Source organism: Streptomyces sp. NBC_00647, from assembly GCF_045207245.1.
Classification (GTDB): domain Bacteria; phylum Actinomycetota; class Actinomycetes; order Streptomycetales; family Streptomycetaceae; genus Streptomyces.
The window spans coordinates 7,344,092-7,361,360 of the sequence record NZ_CP109040.1; the positions used below are offsets into that span (position 1 = coordinate 7,344,092).

Annotated in this window: 12 protein-coding genes; 10 read left to right on the forward strand and 2 right to left on the reverse strand. The window is 69.3% G+C overall.

The annotated features are described in order from the left end of the window. Positions 1–360 precede the first annotated feature (360 nt). The 10 genes from OG788_RS32355 (at position 361) to OG788_RS32400 (ending at position 15,365) form a co-directional block, all read left to right on the forward strand. Complete coding sequence (locus tag OG788_RS32355; RefSeq protein WP_406374732.1) at positions 361–5,856, forward strand: HAMP domain-containing protein; 5,496 nt, start codon at positions 361–363, stop codon at positions 5,854–5,856. Between the two features lie 324 nt (positions 5,857–6,180). Then, on the forward strand, positions 6,181–6,864 hold the full coding sequence (locus OG788_RS32360) for a two-component system response regulator (RefSeq protein WP_266763357.1): 684 nt from the start codon (positions 6,181–6,183) through the stop codon (positions 6,862–6,864). Between the two features lie 174 nt (positions 6,865–7,038). Further along, positions 7,039–9,777 carry a DNA translocase FtsK gene (locus OG788_RS32365; protein WP_406374733.1) on the forward strand — a complete coding sequence of 913 codons (2,739 nt, stop codon included), beginning with the start codon at positions 7,039–7,041 and terminating at the stop codon, positions 9,775–9,777. A gap of 335 nt (positions 9,778–10,112) precedes the next feature. Then, entirely contained in the window at positions 10,113–10,970 is an 858-nt protein-coding gene (locus OG788_RS32370) for a helix-turn-helix domain-containing protein (RefSeq protein WP_406374734.1), read from the forward strand. A 91-nt stretch (positions 10,971–11,061) separates the two neighbouring features. Further along, complete coding sequence (rimO, locus tag OG788_RS32375; RefSeq protein WP_351549824.1) at positions 11,062–12,543, forward strand: 30S ribosomal protein S12 methylthiotransferase RimO; 1,482 nt, start codon at positions 11,062–11,064, stop codon at positions 12,541–12,543. Continuing rightward, positions 12,540–13,262 (forward strand): CDP-diacylglycerol--glycerol-3-phosphate 3-phosphatidyltransferase, encoded by a 723-nt coding sequence (gene pgsA / locus OG788_RS32380; RefSeq protein ID WP_406374735.1) that lies wholly within the window; start codon positions 12,540–12,542, stop codon positions 13,260–13,262. The genes rimO and pgsA overlap by 4 nt, the downstream gene beginning before the upstream one ends. Beyond that, the gene (locus OG788_RS32385; protein ID WP_406374736.1) at positions 13,259–13,804 is read left to right on the forward strand and encodes a CinA family protein; all 546 of its coding nucleotides are present in this window, start codon (positions 13,259–13,261) and stop codon (positions 13,802–13,804) included. Before pgsA ends, OG788_RS32385 begins: the two co-directional genes overlap by 4 nt. Positions 13,805–13,913: 109 nt before the next feature. Continuing rightward, positions 13,914–14,291, forward strand: a complete 378-nt coding sequence (locus OG788_RS32390; protein WP_037620346.1) for a helix-turn-helix domain-containing protein — start codon at positions 13,914–13,916, stop codon at positions 14,289–14,291. Between the two features lie 232 nt (positions 14,292–14,523). Beyond that, positions 14,524–14,994: a DNA starvation/stationary phase protection protein gene (locus OG788_RS32395; RefSeq protein ID WP_351549816.1), complete on the forward strand. Its 471-nt coding sequence runs from the start codon at positions 14,524–14,526 to the stop codon at positions 14,992–14,994. A gap of 101 nt (positions 14,995–15,095) precedes the next feature. Beyond that, a complete protein-coding gene (locus OG788_RS32400) occupies positions 15,096–15,365 on the forward strand; it encodes a hypothetical protein (RefSeq protein WP_351549813.1) in 270 nt (89 codons plus the stop codon). A 143-nt stretch (positions 15,366–15,508) separates the two neighbouring features. Here the strand turns inward: OG788_RS32400 and OG788_RS32405 are convergent, their stop codons facing one another. Together OG788_RS32405 and OG788_RS32410 are read right to left on the reverse strand one after the other, a co-directional pair. Further along, positions 15,509–16,270, reverse strand: coding sequence for an SDR family NAD(P)-dependent oxidoreductase (locus OG788_RS32405; RefSeq protein ID WP_406374737.1), 762 nt, complete (start codon positions 16,268–16,270; stop codon positions 15,509–15,511). 84 nt (positions 16,271–16,354) lie between these two features. Further along, on the reverse strand, positions 16,355–17,227 hold the full coding sequence (locus tag OG788_RS32410; RefSeq protein WP_406374738.1) for an Fpg/Nei family DNA glycosylase: 873 nt from the start codon (positions 17,225–17,227) through the stop codon (positions 16,355–16,357). Positions 17,228–17,269: the final 42 nt, after the last annotated feature.

Here is a 17,269-nt window from a genome sequence, read left to right on the forward strand (position 1 = left end):
CTCGTACTCGTGCCACCGCCCAGGCCGGACGGGACCGGCACGGCTGGACAGCCGCATGCAAGGTTACTTACCTTCGCCGCCCCTGCGGATGCCGGTCACCGGTGTTTCCGTCCTGAAGAGTTCGGTGTTCTTGTTCGGACAGGTGTATGTGGTCGCGTCCGGCCAGGGCCGGGCCGCCGTCCCGATGGTGTGCGGACGATGTGCGAAGCTGCCGAACTGTTATGGCCTGGTTCAGCCGGGGTGAAACACTGGGCAGGCTCCAGGAGAAGGTCCGGGCAGGTCGAGTGCCTCCTCTGCACACCGAGCAGAAGTACCCGAGTACGCCGAGCAGTATTGGTCGACCCTTGCGGGAGGGACACAGTGGAGTCTGGCGCAGCGACGCGGGGCAGTAGGACGCGCGCGAAAGGCGGACAGTCCCTGAAGAGCGGGCGCACACCGCGCAATGGCACCACCGAGGTGGACACGGCGGCCCTGAACCGGTTGCTGGCGGCCCTGGTGTCCATGCGGGACGGCAACTTCCGCAAGCGGCTCACCGTTTCCGGTGATGGCGTGATGTCCGAGATCTCGGCGGTCTTCAACGAGGTCGCCGACCGGAATCTGCATCTGACGGGTGAGCTGTCGCGGGTGCGGCGCGTGGTGGGTCGTGACGGAAAGCTCACGGAGCGGCTGGAGACGGGTACCTGCGAGGGGTCCTGGGCGGCCGCGATCGACGCTTCCAACGCGCTGGTCGACGATCTCGTACGACCCGTCTCCGAGGTCGGCCGGGTACTGTCCGCTGTCGCGGAGGGCGATCTGTCGCCGCGGATGGATCTGCGCGCGCAGGCCGCGGACGGCAACGGTCATCCGCTGCGCGGTGAGTTCCTGAAGGTCGGGCGGACCGTCAACAATCTGGTCGACCAGTTGTCGACCTTCACCGACGAGGTCACGCGGGTGGCCAGCGAGGTGGGTACCGAGGGCAAGCTGGGCGGGCAGGCCCGGGTGCGCGGTATGTCCGGTTCGTGGAAGGACCTCACGGACTCGGTCAACACGATGGCGTACCGGCTCACCGCCCAGGTGCGTGACATCGCTCTCGTGACGACGGCCGTCGCCAAGGGTGACCTGTCGCGGAAGGTCACGGTTCACGTGGCCGGCGAGATGCTGGAGCTGAAGAACACCGTCAACACGATGGTCGACCAGCTGTCCTCCTTCTCCTCCGAGGTGACGCGCGTCGCCCGTGAGGTGGGTACCGAGGGCGAGCTGGGCGGCCAGGCGCAGGTGCCCGGTGTGGACGGCGTGTGGAAGGACCTCACCGATTCGGTGAACCTCATGGCCGGCAACCTCACGGCCCAGGTGCGTGGGATCGCGCAGGTGACCACGGCGGTCGCGAGTGGTGACCTCTCGCAGAAGGTGACCGTGTCGGCGCGCGGCGAGGTCGCGCAGCTCGCCGAGACGATCAACCAGATGACCGAGACGCTGCGGACGTTCGCCGACGAGGTCACCCGTGTCGCCAACGAGGTCGGTGGCGAGGGCCGGCTCGGTGGTCAGGCGAACGTGCCGGGAGCGGCGGGAACGTGGAAGGACCTGACGGACTCGGTCAACACGGTCTTCAGGAACCTCACGACCCAGGTGCGTGACATCGCCGCGGTGACGACGGCGGTGGCCAACGGTGATCTGTCGCAGAAGGTCAGCGTCGAGGTCGCGGGCGAGATGCTGGAGCTGAAGAACACTGTCAACACGATGGTCGACCAGCTGTCGTCGTTCGGTGTCGAGGTCACGCGGGTGGCGCGCGAGGTCGGCGTCGAGGGTGAACTGGGCGGCCAGGCGCAGGTTCCGGGGGTGGCGGGTACCTGGAAGGACCTCACGGACTCCGTCAACACGGCGTTCCAGAACCTGACGGGCCAGGTGCGCAACATCGCCCAGGTGACCACGGCGGTCGCCAACGGCGATCTGTCGCAGAAGGTCACCGTCGACGTGTCCGGCGAGATGCTCCAGCTGAAGAACACCGTCAACACGATGGTGGACCAGCTGTCGAGCTTCGCCGACCAGGTGACCCGGATGGCCCGTGACGTGGGTACGGAGGGCCGCCTCGGCGGTCAGGCCCGTGTGGACGGTGTGTCCGGCACCTGGAAGGAACTCACCGACTCCGTCAACTTCATGGCGGGGAACCTGACTTCGCAGGTACGGCAGATCGCTCAGGTCACCACGGCGGTGGCTCGGGGTGACCTGTCGCAGAAGATCGACGTGGACGCGCGCGGCGAGATCCTGGAGCTGAAGAACACCATCAACACGATGGTCGACCAGCTCTCCGCGTTCGCCGACCAGGTGACGCGGGTGGCCCGCGAGGTGGGTACGGAGGGCCGCCTCGGCGGTCAGGCGCAGGTGCCCGGCGTCGCCGGTGTGTGGCGCGACCTGACCGACTCGGTGAACGGCATGGCCGGCAACCTCACCGCGCAGGTGCGCAACATCGCGCAGGTCGCGACCGCGGTGGCCCGGGGTGACCTGTCGCAGAAGATCGACGTGGACGCGCGCGGCGAGATCCTGGAGCTGAAGAACACCCTCAACACGATGGTCGACCAGCTCTCGAACTTCGCCGAGCAGGTGACCCGGGTGGCCCGTGAGGTGGGTACGGAGGGCCGCCTCGGCGGTCAGGCCGAGGTGCAGGGTGTCTCCGGCACCTGGAAGGACCTCACCCAGTCCGTGAACTTCATGGCCAACAACCTGACCATTCAGGTGCGCAACATCGCCGAGGTCACGACCGCGGTCGCCATGGGAGACCTGTCCAAGAAGATCACCGTCGACGCCAAGGGCGAGATCCTCGAACTGGTCACCACCGTCAACACGATGGTCGACCAGCTGTCGTCGTTCGCCGAGCAGGTGACCCGGGTGGCCCGCGAGGTGGGCACCGAGGGCCAGTTGGGCGGTCAGGCGCGGGTGCCCGGGGTCACGGGCATCTGGAAGGACCTGAGCGACAACGTCAACCTGATGGCCTACAACCTGACCATGCAGGTGCGGAACATCTCGCAGGTGGCGGCGGCGGTCGCCAACGGTGACCTGACCCGGACGGTGACGATCGAGGCGCGCGGCGAGGTCGCGCAGCTCGCCGACACCTTCAACACCATGGTGAAGACGCTGAGTTCGTTCGCCGAGCAGGTCACCAAGGTGGCCCGCGAGGTGGGTACGGACGGCATCCTCGGCGGTCAGGCACACGTCCCGGGAGTCGCCGGCACGTGGAAGGACCTCACCGAGTCGGTGAACGGGATGGCGTCCAACCTGACCGGTCAGGTGCGCAACATCGCGATGGTCACCACGGCCATCGCCAAGGGCGACCTGACCAAGAAGATCGACATCGACGCGCGCGGCGAGATCCTGGAACTCAAGACGACCATCAACACGATGGTCGACCAGCTCTCGTCGTTCGCCGAGGAGGTCACCCGAGTGGCCCGCGAGGTGGGCACGGAGGGGCAGCTGGGAGGTCAGGCGCGCGTACGCGACGTCGACGGCACCTGGCGCGACCTCACCGAGTCGGTGAACGAGATGGCCGGGAACCTGACCCGGCAGGTGCGGGCCATCGCGCGCGTGGCGACCGCGGTGACCCGCGGCGACCTGAACCTGAAGATCGACGTGGACGCCTCCGGCGAGATCCAGGAACTTCAGGACTACATCAACAAGATGATCGCCAACCTGCGCGACACCACCATCGCCAACAAGGAGCAGGACTGGCTGAAGGGCAACCTGGCCCGGATCTCCGCCCTGATGCAGGGCCGCCGCGATCTCGACGACGTGGCCTCGCTGATCATGAGCGAGCTGACGCCGGTCGTCTCGGCCCAGCACGGCGCGTTCTTCCTCTCGATGCCTCTGGTCGACGGCAAGGACGCGGGCACCGAGGACGAGGAGGCGTACGAGCTGCGCATGCTCGGGTCCTACGGCTACTCGATGGGCTCCATGCCGACGTCGTTCCGCCCGGGTGAGGCACTGATCGGGACAGCGGCCCAGGAGAAGCGCACGATCCTCGTGGAGAACGCGCCGAGTGGCTACCTGAAGATCTCCTCCGGTCTCGGCGAGGCGCCTCCGGCGCAGGTCATCGTGCTTCCGGTGCTCTTCGAGGGGACCGTGCTCGGCGTCATCGAGCTGGCGTCCTTCACGCCGTTCACGCAGATCCAGCGGGACTTCCTGAACCAGATCGCCGAGATGATCGCGACGAGCGTCAACACCATCTCCGTCAACACCAAGACGGAGGTGCTGCTCCGGCAGTCGCAGGAGCTCACCGAGCAACTGCGGGAGCGTTCGGCGGAGTTGGAGAATCGGCAGAAGGCGCTCCAGGACTCGAACGCGGAACTGGAGGAGAAGGCCGAGCTGCTGGCCCAGCAGAACCGCGACATCGAGGTCAAGAACACCGAGATCGAGGAGGCGCGGCAGGTCCTGGAGGAGCGCGCCGAACAGCTCGCGGTCTCCATGCGCTACAAGAGCGAGTTCCTGGCGAACATGTCGCACGAGCTGCGGACACCGCTCAACTCCCTGCTGATCCTGGCCAAGCTGCTCGCCGACAACGCGGACACGAATCTCACGCCGAAGCAGGTCGAGTTCGCCGAGACGATCCACGGCGCGGGTTCCGACCTGCTCCAGCTGATCAACGACATCCTCGACCTGTCGAAGGTCGAGGCGGGCAAGATGGACGTGTCGCCGACCCGTATCGCGCTCGTCCAGCTCGTCGACTACGTGGAGGCGACGTTCCGCCCGCTGACCGCGGAGAAGGGGCTCGACTTCTCCGTACGGGTCTCGCCGGAACTGCCCGCCACGCTGCACACCGACGAACAGCGCCTGCTCCAGGTGCTGCGCAACCTGCTCTCCAACGCGGTGAAGTTCACCGACTCCGGAGCGGTCGAGCTGGTGATCCGGCCCGCCGGGGCGGATGTGCCGGTGGCCATCCGTGAGCAGCTTCTGGAGTCGGGGTCGCTGCGGGACGCGGACGCCGATCTGATCGCGTTCTCCGTGACCGACACCGGTATCGGGATCGCCGCCAGCAAGATGCGGGTGATCTTCGAGGCGTTCAAGCAGGCCGACGGTACGACGAGTCGCAAGTACGGCGGTACGGGTCTGGGCCTCTCCATCTCGCGGGAGATCGCCCGGCTGCTGGGCGGCGAGATCCACGCGCAGAGCGAGCCGGGCCGCGGCTCCACCTTCACGCTGTATTTGCCGCTGCACCCCAGCGAACTGCCGCCGCAGGGCTACGGGCAGCTCGCTCCGGCGCTGGAGGCGGGGGAGTTGCTGGCCTCCGAGGCGGAGCTGCAGGACATGGGGATGCCGGCCGAGGTGAAGTCGTACCAGGAGACGCAGAACGGTCCCGCCGCGCTCTTCAGGAGGCGCCGCAGGGCGCTGCCCACGGCCGAGCAGCGCGGCGCCGTCCCCGGGCAGCCGGACGATGCCGCGGGCGTGGCTCAGGAGCCGTGGGCGGCCGCGGGTCAGCAGGACGCGGGACCGCAGCAGCGCCAGGGCATCCGGTTCGAGGGCGAGAAGGTGCTGATCGTCGATGACGACATCCGCAATGTCTTCGCGCTGACCAGCGTCCTCGAGCAGCACGGACTGTCGGTGCTGTACGCCGAGAACGGCCGCGAGGGCATCGAAGTCCTGGAGCAGCACGACGATGTGACGGTCGTTCTGATGGACATCATGATGCCCGAGATGGACGGCTATGCCACGACCACGGCGATCCGGCGGATGCCGCAGTTCGCGGGGCTGCCGATCATCGCGCTCACGGCGAAGGCCATGAAGGGCGACCGGGAGAAGGCGATCGAGTCGGGCGCCTCCGACTATGTGACCAAGCCGGTCGATCCCGATCACCTGCTCTCCGTGATGGCGCAGTGGATGCGTGAGGGGTGACACACTCGGAAGTGGTGACACGGGCCGTCGCGCGGTGCCGGACACGGGGACACCGTGCGGCAGGGCGGTCCGGCGTCGGATAACCGACTGTGCCCGAAGCCGTGTAGAAGCGCGGGATACGGGGAACCTTCTGGTCTCCCGCCGCGTTTCTGCTACGTGCACAGTGACATCGCGGTGACAGGGTGTGGCGACAGGCGGGGTGCAGCTACCATGACCGGCACAAGGACGGGCGGCGCAAGGGAGTCGTCCCCTGGGGCGGCGCCCGGTGCTTCCCCAAGTCCTGCGGACAGGGGAGGCCCCATGCCGGGGCGAGGAGGGCGGGCCATGGTGCAGAAGGCCAAGATCCTCCTGGTCGATGACCGGCCGGAGAATCTGCTGGCGCTGGAGGCGATTCTCTCGGCGCTCGATCAGACACTGGTGCGGGCATCGTCCGGGGAGGAAGCGCTCAAGGCGCTGCTCACGGACGACTTCGCGGTCATTCTGCTGGATGTCCAGATGCCGGGCATGGACGGCTTCGAAACGGCCGCGCACATCAAGCGGCGGGAGCGGACCCGGGACATCCCGATCATCTTCCTCACCGCGATCAACCACGGCCCGCATCACACCTTCCGGGGTTACGCGGCCGGCGCGGTGGACTACATCTCCAAGCCGTTCGACCCGTGGGTGCTGCGCGCGAAGGTCTCCGTCTTCGTCGAGCTCTACATGAAGAACTGCCAACTCCGGGAGCAGGCGGCCCTGCTGAGGCTCCAGCTGGAGGGTGGCGGCAAGGCGGCGCTCGGCGACGCCAAGGAGCCCGCCGGACTCCTCGCCGAACTCTCGGCGCGGCTCGCGGCCGTCGAGGAGCAGGCGGAGGCGCTGTCCAAGCAGCTCGACGACGACTCCGCCGACGCGGCGGCGGTGGCGACCGCGGCCCATCTCGAACGCAAACTCACCGGACTGCGCAGGGCGCTTGACGCACTGGAGCCGGGCACGGGGAGCGGGGCACCCTCGGTGCCGTCGCAGAGCTGACGCCCCCGCGGACGCGTCCGGTGCCGTGCAACGGCATGAGGAAGCGTCAGTTCCGGTCCCTGGCAAGGGCGACACGAACGAGTGAAGCTCGGGATCCCCCCTGTTCGAGCGAAGTCGAGAACTTGGGGGAAGGCACACGTGTCCGCTGTCGTCTCCACCGGTAACCTCACACACATGGCCTCACGTCAGTCCGCAGCCAAGAAGCCGCCCGCGAAGAAGGCGGCCGCTCCGACGAAGGCTCCGGCGAAGAAGGCCCCCGCGAAAAAGGCAGCCGCCAAGAAGGCGCCTGCCAAGAGGGCCGCGGCGAAGAAGCCCGCTCCCGCGCCGGCGCCCAACCCGACCGCGGGCGTGTACAGACTCGTACGCGCCCTGTGGCTGGGACTCGCTCATGCCGTCGGAGCCACCTTCCGCGGCATAGGGCGGGGCGCCAAGGGGCTCGACCCGGCGCACCGCAAGGACGGACTCGCGCTCCTGCTGCTCGGCCTCGGGCTGATCGTCGCGGCGGGTACCTGGTCCAATCTGCGCGGCCCCGTCGGCGACCTCGTCGAGATACTGGTCACCGGTGCCTTCGGCCGTCTCGACCTTCTCGTCCCGATACTCCTCGGCGTCATCGCGGCCCGGCTCATCCGGCACCCCGAGCAGCCCGATGCGAACGGCCGCATCGTGATCGGCCTGTCCGCGCTCGTGATCGGCGTGCTCGGGCAGGTGCACATCGCGTGCGGGGCGCCCGCGCGCAGCGACGGCATGCAGGCGATAAGGGATGCCGGCGGGCTCATCGGCTGGGGTGCGTCCACCCCGCTGACGTACACGATGGGCGACGTCCTCGCGGTACCGCTCCTCGTACTGCTCACGATCTTCGGGCTGCTCGTCGTCACGGCGACCCCGGTCAACGCGATTCCGCAGCGGCTGCGGCTGCTCGGCCAGAAGCTCGGCATCGTCCAGGCCGACTTCGACGAGGACGCGTTCGTCGAGGACGAGGAGCGCTACGACGAGCAGTGGCGCGACGGGCTTCCGGCGAGCTCCCGCAGGCGCCCGCGCGCCCCCGAGGCGTACGACCCCGACAGCGCCGAGCAGGAGGCGCTCACCCGGCGCCGGAGCCGCCCCAGGCGCCCCGGCGCGCAGCAGCCCGACATGAACCGGCCGATGGACGCCGTGGACGTCGCCGCGGCGGCCGCCGCCGCCCTGGACGGTGCCGTGCTGCACGGCATGCCCCCCTCGCCCCTGGTCGCCGATCTGACGCAGGGCGTCAGCGTCGAGCGTGACGGGTACGAGGAGACGACGCCGGTACCGGCCGCCCGCCCCAAGGCCGTACCGGGTGCCAAGCGGCCCAAGCAGGAGGCGCCGGCGGTCGAGTCCGTCGTGCCCGACCTGACCAAGTCCGCGCCCGACGCCCCGCGCGAGCTGCCCCCGCGCGCGGAGCAGCTCCAGCTCTCCGGGGACATCACCTACTCGTTGCCCTCGCTCGATCTCCTGGAGCGGGGCGGCCCGGGCAAGACGCGCAGCGCCGCCAACGACGCGGTGGTGGCCTCCCTCCAGAACGTCTTCAGGGAGTTCAAGGTCGACGCCGCCGTCACCGGCTTCACGCGCGGACCGACGGTCACCCGCTACGAGGTCGAGCTCGGCCCCGCCGTGAAGGTCGAGCGGATCACGGCGCTCACGAAGAACATCGCGTACGCGGTCGCCAGCCCCGACGTGCGGATCATCAGCCCGATCCCCGGCAAGTCCGCGGTCGGCATCGAGATCCCCAACACCGACCGCGAGATGGTCAACCTCGGTGACGTGCTGCGGCTCGCGGACGCGGCGGAGGACGACCATCCGATGCTGGTCGCGCTCGGCAAGGACGTCGAGGGCGGCTATGTGATGGCCAACCTGGCGAAGATGCCGCACGTCCTCGTCGCCGGAGCCACCGGTTCCGGCAAGTCGTCGTGCATCAACTGCCTGATCACCTCCGTCATGGTCCGGGCGACCCCCGAGGACGTGCGGATGGTCCTCGTCGACCCCAAGCGCGTCGAGCTGACCGCGTACGAGGGCATCCCGCACCTGATCACGCCGATCATCACCAACCCGAAGCGGGCCGCCGAGGCACTGCAGTGGGTCGTACGGGAGATGGACCTGCGCTACGACGACCTCGCGGCGTTCGGGTTCCGGCACATCGACGACTTCAACGAGGCCATCAGGAACGGCAAGGTCAAGCTGCCCGAGGGCAGTGAGCGCGAGCTGAGCCCGTACCCGTACCTCCTGGTGATCGTCGACGAGCTCGCCGACCTGATGATGGTCGCGCCGCGCGACGTCGAGGACGCGATCGTGCGCATCACCCAGCTCGCGCGCGCGGCCGGCATCCACCTGGTGCTCGCCACGCAGCGGCCGTCCGTGGACGTCGTCACCGGTCTGATCAAGGCCAACGTGCCCTCCCGGCTCGCCTTCGCCACCTCGTCCCTCGCGGACTCGCGCGTCATCCTCGACCAGCCCGGCGCCGAGAAGCTGATCGGCAAGGGCGACGGACTCTTCCTGCCGATGGGGGCCAACAAGCCCACGCGTATGCAGGGTGCCTTCGTCACCGAGGACGAGGTCGCGGTGATCGTGCAGCACTGCAAGGATCAGATGGCGCCCGTCTTCCGGGACGACGTCACCGTGGGCACCAAGCAGAAGAAGGAGATCGACGAGGACATCGGCGACGACCTCGATCTGCTGTGCGCGGCCGCCGAACTCGTCGTCACCTCGCAGTTCGGGTCCACCTCGATGCTCCAGCGCAAGCTGCGCGTCGGCTTCGCAAAGGCCGGCCGGCTGATGGACCTCATGGAGTCGCGCGGGATCGTCGGGCCCAGTGAGGGTTCGAAGGCTCGTGACGTGCTCGTGAAGGCCGATGAGCTGGATGGAGTGTTGGCCGTGATTCGCGGGGAAGCAGAAGCGTAGAGATTTCGGCGGAGGGCGACGGGAGAGGCCGTTCAGGGCGCGGTGAGCATGTGGCGGGTCGCTCAGGGAGTGGGCGGCTCGCCGGCGGATGGCGGAACGTCATGTTCCGCCCCAGGCTGATATGGGAACGTGACTCACCCGTAAGGAGTCGGCGGGCAACCGTTTCTCTTCGCCGCACGTCAAGTTGAGCGACGGGACGCCAACATGTCCCGGCATCAGGATGACCGGCCATTCTGATGGCGTACAAAGTCCTACCGCCCGGTTGCCCCACCCTTTCGTACCCCCCCTAGACTGAACTTCCAGCACAGGTGGCTACACGCTCGAAAGGCGCCCCCGTGTCCATCGTCAACTCCCCTGACGGCAACTCACCCGAAGACGAGCGTCCGTTCGAAGACGACCGTACGGCCGAGCGGCTCTCGATCGGCCGTGCCCTCCAGCAGGCACGCATCGAGGCCGGTCTGACCGTCGACGACGTCAGCAACGCCACCCGCGTCCGTATCACCATCATTCATGCCATCGAACAGGACGACTTCGCCCCGTGTGGTGGCGACGTCTACGCCCGCGGGCACATCCGGACCGTGGCCCGCGCCGTCCGGCTCGATCCGGCCCCGCTGCTCACGCAGTACGACGCCGACCACGGCGGACGTCCCGCGCCGACGCCCGCCGCCCCGCTCTTCGAGGCGGAGCGCATCCGTCCCGAGCGGCGCGGACCGAACTGGACGGCCGCCATGGTCGCCGCGATCGTCGCGGTGATCGGCTTCGTCGGGTTCACCGCGGTCAAGGGCGGCGACAGCGACGACGGCTCGAAGACTCAGGTCGCCGAGGGGTCCACGCCGACCACCAAGAAGTCCGCCTCGCCCAGCACGGCCGCCAGCAAGCCCGCCGACCCGAAGCCCGAGCCCTCCGACAGCGCCATCGCGGCCGCCCCGCAGGACAAGGTGACCGTCCAGGTCAGCGCAGCGGACGGACGCAGCTGGATCTCCGCCAAGGACCACAACGGGCGGATGCTCTTCGACGGACTCCTGAAGCAGGGCGAGTCCAAGACCTTCCAGGACAGCTCCAAGATCAACCTCATCCTGGGGGACGCCGGCGCCATCCAGCTGTACGTCAACGGCAAGAAGATCGACGACGACTTCCAGCCGGGCGCCGTCGAGCGTCTGACGTACACGAAGGGCGACCCGCAGGTCGGCTAGGGGTCCGAAGGAACAAGCCGGTACGGGGTTGGCCAAGATCGGCCAACCCCGTCGACGTGGGCTGTCGGTGAGACAAAGTAGTCTTGAGCCCATGCCTGAACGCCGTACCGTCGCACTTGTCACTCTTGGCTGCGCCCGTAACGAGGTGGACTCGGAGGAGCTCGCAGGCCGCTTGGAGGCGGACGGCTGGCAACTCGTGGAGGACGCCGAGGAAGCGGACGTAGCCGTCGTCAACACCTGTGGCTTCGTCGAAGCAGCCAAGAAGGACTCCGTCGACGCCCTCCTCGAAGCCAATGATCTCAAGGGACACGGCAGAACCCAGGCCGTCGTGGCAGTGGGCTGCATGGCCGAGCGGTACGGCAAGGAACTCGCCGAAGCGCTTCCCGAGGCCGACGGCGTGCTCGGCTTCGACGACTACGCCGACATCTCCGACCGCCTCCAGACCATCCTGAACGGCGGCATCCACGCCTCCCACACCCCGCGGGACCGGCGCAAGCTGCTGCCGATCAGCCCGGCCGAGCGGCAGAGCGCCGGCGAGGAAGTGGCCCTTCCCGGCCACGGCGCCCCCTCGGACCTCCCCGAAGGCGTCGCCCCGGTCTCCGGCCCCCGCGCGCCCCTGCGCCGCCGCCTGGACGGATCACCGGTCGCCTCCGTGAAGCTGGCCTCCGGCTGCGACCGCCGCTGCTCCTTCTGTGCCATCCCCTCCTTCCGCGGCTCGTTCATCTCGCGCCGCCCCAGCGACGTCCTGAACGAGGCCCGCTGGCTCGCCGAGCAGGGCGTCAAGGAAGTGATGCTCGTCTCGGAGAACAACACCTCGTACGGCAAGGACCTGGGTGACATCCGTCTCCTCGAGACGATGCTGCCCGAGCTGGCCGAGATCGACGGCATCGAGCGCGTGCGCGTCAGCTACCTGCAGCCCGCCGAGATGCGCCCGGGACTCATCGACGTCCTGACGTCGACGCCGAACATCGCGCCCTACTTCGACCTGTCCTTCCAGCACTCCGCGCCCGACGTGCTCCGCTCGATGCGCCGCTTCGGCGACACCGACCGGTTCCTGGAACTGCTCGACACCATCCGCTCCAAGGCCCCGCAGGCCGGTGTGCGCTCCAACTTCATCGTGGGCTTCCCCGGTGAGAGCGAGGCCGACCTCGCGGAGCTGGAGCGCTTCCTCACGGGCGCCCGCCTCGACGCGATCGGTGTCTTCGGGTACTCCGACGAGGACGGCACCGAAGCGGCGACCTACGAGAACAAGCTGGACGAGGACGTCGTCGCCGAGCGCCTCGCTCGCGTCTCCCGGCTCGCCGAGGAACTGGTCGCCCAGCGCGCCGAGGAGCGTGTGGGCGAGACCGTGCACGTGCTGGTGGAGTCCCTCGGCGACGACGAGGACGGGGCGTACGGCCGCGCCGCGCACCAGGCACCGGAGACGGACGGCCAGGTGCTGTTCACGAGCGGCGAGGGTCTGACCGTCGGCCGTATCGTCGAGGCCAAGGTGGTCGGTACGGAAGGTGTCGACCTGGTGGCCGAGCCGCTGCTCCTCGGCTCGCTCGCGTGTACTGAGGAGGCGGCCAGATGACCGGAGTCCCGGCATCCGCGGCAGGCGGCTCCCCCGGCGCCAAAGGTGCGACGGGCGCTCCCGGCGCATCCGGTGCTCCGGGGGACGCGAAGCCGGCCCGGGGCGGGAAGCTGGGCGCCGCGGCCGTCAACCAGGCCAGCCTCTGGAACATCGCCAACATCCTGACCATGATCCGGCTCGTCCTCGTGCCGGGCTTCGTGGCGCTGATGCTGGCCGACGGCGGATACGACCCCGCCATGCGCGCCTGGGCGTGGGCGGCCTTCGCCGTCGCCATGATCACCGACATCTTCGACGGTCACCTGGCACGCACGTACAACCTCGTCACCGACTTCGGGAAGATCGCCGACCCCATCGCCGACAAGGCGATCATGGGCGCGGCGCTGATCTGTCTGTCCGCCCTCGGCGATCTGCCCTGGTGGGTCACCTTCGTGATCCTCGGACGGGAGCTCGGCGTCACCCTGCTCCGCTTCATCGTGATCCGCTACGGGGTCATCCCGGCGAGCCGCGGCGGCAAGCTCAAGACGCTGGCCCAGGGCACGGCCGTCGGCATGTACATCCTGGCGCTGACGGGGGCCCTGGCCACTCTGAGGTTCTGGGTGATGGCCGTCGCGGTCATCCTGACCGTGGTCACCGGGCTCGACTATGTGAGACAGGCCATTGTGCTGCGCAGGCGAGGAATCGCCGAGCGGCGGGCGGCCGCCGCGGAGGCCGAGCGGTGAGTTCCGCGGCCACTGAAGTGGTGCGACTACTCACGGTGAGGGGCGAGACGCTCGCTGTCGCCGAGTCGCTCACCGGTGGTCTGGTGGCGGCGGAGATCACCGCGGTGCCGGGTGCCTCGAAGGTCTTCCGGGGGTCGGTGACCGCGTACGCCACCGAACTGAAGAACGAACTGCTGGGCGTCGACGCCACTCTCCTGGCCGAGCGCGGTGCGGTGGATCCGCAGGTCGCGGCGGAGATGGCGACCGGAGTGCGCAAGGCGCTGGGCGCGGACTGGGGGATCTCGACCACCGGCGTCGCCGGTCCGGACCCCCAGGACGGACAGCCGGTCGGCACGGTCTACGTGGCCGTCGAAGGGCCCCCCGGGTCAAATTTCCTGACCGCTCGTGGCGGGAAAGTGGCGCCGCTGCGGTTGAACGGCGACCGGGCGGAAATCCGTATGGAGAGTGTACGCAGCGTACTCGCGCTGCTCCTCCAGGAGCTCGCGGGCGAACAGACCGGGAATGAGCGGGCACAGGATACGGAACAGAACGGGGGGTTTTGATGTTTGCAGCCCTGAGTGAACACGACATCGCTCCCCGCACGGCCGCGGCGCAAGGCGGTACGGTGGGGCGTGAAGGATGCGGCTACGCGGTCCGAGGAGGGAGCCACCGATGATTCTGCTCCGTCGCCTGCTGGGTGACGTGCTGCGTCGGCAGCGCCAGCGCCAGGGCCGTACTCTGCGCGAAGTCTCCTCGTCCGCCCGAGTTTCACTCGGCTATCTCTCCGAGGTGGAGCGGGGGCAGAAGGAGGCATCCTCCGAGCTGCTCTCCGCGATCTGCGACGCGCTGGACGTACGGATGTCCGAGCTCATGCGGGAAGTGAGCGACGAGCTCGCCCTCGCCGAGCTGGCACAGTCGGCTGCGGCCACCGAACCGGTGCCCGCACCGGTTCGTCGCCCGATGCTCAATTCCGTATCGGTGACCGGTGTGCCACCGGAACGGGTCACGATCAAGGCGCCTGCCGAGGCGGTCGACGTCGTCGCCGCCTGACGCCCACCAGCTCGCTTCCATGGGCTGAGCACGCGTATCGAAAGCCCCGGCCGGGGCTCTCCAGGGAGACCTGGAGGGGTCCGGCCGGGGCTTTCGCGTTGCACGGGGCCCTGCCGGTCGCCGACGGTTCCCTTTTCCCTTATGGGTCCATTTGCCGGTATCCGGCGTGGCCTCCATGGTGGAGGTGCGGCGAAGCCGGCCGGGCGTTGCCGCGGTGAATCGGAGGATGTGGATGTACGTCGTGAAGAGCTCCCTGTCCGACGCGGACCTGAAGACCGTCGCCGAGGCGCTGCAGGGCGCCCTGGTCGACCTCGTGGACCTCTCGCTCGTGGCGAAGCAGGTCCACTGGAACGTGGTGGGGCCCCGCTTCCGTTCCGTCCACCTCCAGCTCGACGAGGTCGTGGACACGGCGCGACTGCACTCCGACACCGTGGCGGAGCGGGCCTCGACCCTGGGCGTGCCGCCGGACGGGCGGGCCGCGACGGTGGCGTCGAGCAGCGGTATCGGAGCGACGCCCGAGGGCTGGATCAAGGACGGCGACGCCGTGCGGGCACTCGTGGAGGCGCTGGGCGCGGTGATCACACGGATGCGGGAGCGGGTGGCCGCCACCGGTGACCCCGATCCGGTGAGCCAGGACATCTTCATCGGGATCACGGCCGACCTCGAGAAGCATCACTGGATGTTCCAGGCGGAGAACGGGTGACGGCCGGGGAGCCGTTCCGCCCCGGCCCCTTCCGTGCGCCGTCGGTGTGCCCTGCTCGCGCTTGATGTCGGCGGCCCGTCACCGGGCCGGAGGAGGGTGCCATGCCAGGGCGAATAGTGCGCCGGGGGGCTGCCCTGGTGCTCGGCGCGCTGTGGTGGTGCAGCGTGCTCCGGCTCGCGCTGGCGCCCGATGCCGGGGTGCTCGAAGGGGCGGTCGCGGCGGGCGGATGGGGGCTCAGCCTGCTGCCGGTGCACTGTGTCCCGAAGTCCCGGGCGGTAGGCGCCGTGGGGTCGGACCGTTGGCGGGCCTACTGGGGGGAGGTCCGGCGTCGACGCGGGAGCGGTGGGGGACGTGCTTCGGGGGTGGGCTAGGGGCCGGTGGGGCGCGGTGGGTTCCGTGGGGGAGGGGCGATCGTGGGCGCATCGGTGTGAGCGCTGGGGTGAGCCGGCGGTCGGGGGCGTGCGGGCGGGGGTTCTCGTGGGCGAGGCCGGTGTACGGGACGGCGGGAGGCCGGCTACCAGGGCATGGCGACGCCGCCGTTGGGGCGCAGGATCTGGCCCGTGGTGAACGCCGAGGCGTCCGAGGCGAGGTGCAGCACGGCGTGCGCGATGTCCTCGGGTTCGCCGACACGGCCCAGCGGTGAGAGGCGTGCCATGAACGCCTCCGTGTGTGCCTGCTTCTCGCCGTGACGATCGGTCATGGGGGTTCGGATCCAGCCGGGCGCCACGGCGTTGACGCGAATACCGTGCGGGCCGACCTCGGTCGCCAGCGTCTTCGTCAGCTGGACGACGGCGGCCTTGGCCGCGCTGTAGCAGAGCAGGCCGGGGCCGCCGCTGTCGATCGCGCCCGAGGCCATCGTGATGATGCTGCCCCGGGCGCTGTTCGCGATCATGGAGCGCGCCGCCTCCTGGCAGGGGTACAGCACGCCCTTGAAGTTGACGCTCAGCACCCGGTCGAGATCCTCGTCCAGGGTTTCCAGGACCGGGCTGCTGTGCATGATCCCGGCGATCGCCGCCATGACGTCGACACGTCCGCACGACGCCACGGCCTGCTGGATCTGGGCGCGGTCGGTGACGTCGAGCGGGTGGGTACGGGCGGTGCCGCCCTGGCCCTTGATCAGCGTCGCCGTCTCGTGCAGCCCCTGCTCGTCGATGTCCGCGCAGTGAAGGGTGGCGCCCGCCTCCGCGAGCAGGAGCGCGGAGGCGCGGCCGATGCCGCCGGCCGCGCCGGTGACGAATGCCGTGCGCCCGGTCAGGTCGTACGCGGGGAGGGCCATGAGGTGACGGTACGAGGGTTTCTGACGGGCCGTCAATTATCTGTACGGACTTGATGCGCCGTCGCGTGAGCCCGATGCCTGTCTCTAGCGGTGCCGTTGGTCCGGCGTCGGGGACTCGTAGCCGGTGGGTCGGTACTCCGGGGTGGTGTGGTGGCCGCCGGGTGGCGGGGCGGGGCCCGTCTGGCATCGAGGGCACCAGTACGTGGGGCGTTCGCGGGAACCGTCGCCCTGGTTCGCCGAGCGGATCCGCGTCCCGCAGCGCAGACAGGGGCGAGAGGCGCGGCCGTACACGAAGAGGTTCTGCTCGCGGCGCCCCGTGGTGACGCGGGCCGGACGGTCGCGGTTGAACTCCAGCAACTTCTTGGCGAGCACCGGCAGCTGGACGGCGAGATCGGTGGGCAGGGCGCCGACGGGGAGCCACGGGGTGACGCCGAGCAGGAAGCACAGCTCGCTCTTGTAGACGTTGCCGATGCCGGCGAGATTCCGCTGGTCGAGGAGGGCCTCGCCGAGGGGGCGGTCGGGATCGCGAAGGAGGTTCGCCAGGGCCGTGCCCGGGTCCCAGTCCGGACCCAGGAGGTCGGGGCCGAGGTGACCGACCGCTCGGGCCTCGTCGGTGGTGCGGAGCAGCTCCAGTACGGGCAGCCGGTACCCGACCGCCGTGCGGTCCGTCGTGCCGAGGATGACCCGGATCTGGTGTGCCGGACCGCCGCTCCAGCGCCGGCCGGTCTCGTACACCTTCCACGAACCGTCCATCCGCAGATGCGAGTGCAGGGTCAGACCGCCCTCGATCCGGGTGAGGAGGTGCTTGCCGCGCGGGGTGACGTCCAGGACGGCGCGACCGGTGAGGTCCGCCGTGGCGTGCTGGGGCACCCGCAGGTCGGAACGGGTCAGCACCTGGCCCGCGAGGGCGACGTGCAGCCGCCTCGCGGCCTGCCAGACAGTGTCTCCTTCGGGCATGACTCCAGGGTGGCACGCGTGGGTGGAGCTCGGGGTGGACGC

What these genes read in the sequence shown, in the direction of transcription:
- OG788_RS32360 (WP_266763357.1), top strand. Translation starts at nt 6,181, where the DNA reads ATGGTGCAGAAGGCCAAGATCCTCCTGGTCGATGACCGGCCGGAGAAT.
- OG788_RS32365 (WP_406374733.1), top strand. Translation starts at nt 7,039, where the DNA reads ATGGCCTCACGTCAGTCCGCAGCCAAGAAGCCGCCCGCGAAGAAGGCG.
- rimO (WP_351549824.1), top strand. Translation starts at nt 11,062, where the DNA reads ATGCCTGAACGCCGTACCGTCGCACTTGTCACTCTTGGCTGCGCCCGT.
- pgsA (WP_406374735.1), top strand. Translation starts at nt 12,540, where the DNA reads ATGACCGGAGTCCCGGCATCCGCGGCAGGCGGCTCCCCCGGCGCCAAA.
- OG788_RS32390 (WP_037620346.1), top strand. Translation starts at nt 13,914, where the DNA reads ATGATTCTGCTCCGTCGCCTGCTGGGTGACGTGCTGCGTCGGCAGCGC.
- OG788_RS32395 (WP_351549816.1), top strand. Translation starts at nt 14,524, where the DNA reads ATGTACGTCGTGAAGAGCTCCCTGTCCGACGCGGACCTGAAGACCGTC.
- OG788_RS32400 (WP_351549813.1), top strand. Translation starts at nt 15,096, where the DNA reads ATGCCAGGGCGAATAGTGCGCCGGGGGGCTGCCCTGGTGCTCGGCGCG.
- OG788_RS32405 (WP_406374737.1), bottom strand. Translation starts at nt 16,270, where the DNA reads ATGGCCCTCCCCGCGTACGACCTGACCGGGCGCACGGCATTCGTCACC.
- OG788_RS32410 (WP_406374738.1), bottom strand. Translation starts at nt 17,227, where the DNA reads ATGCCCGAAGGAGACACTGTCTGGCAGGCCGCGAGGCGGCTGCACGTC.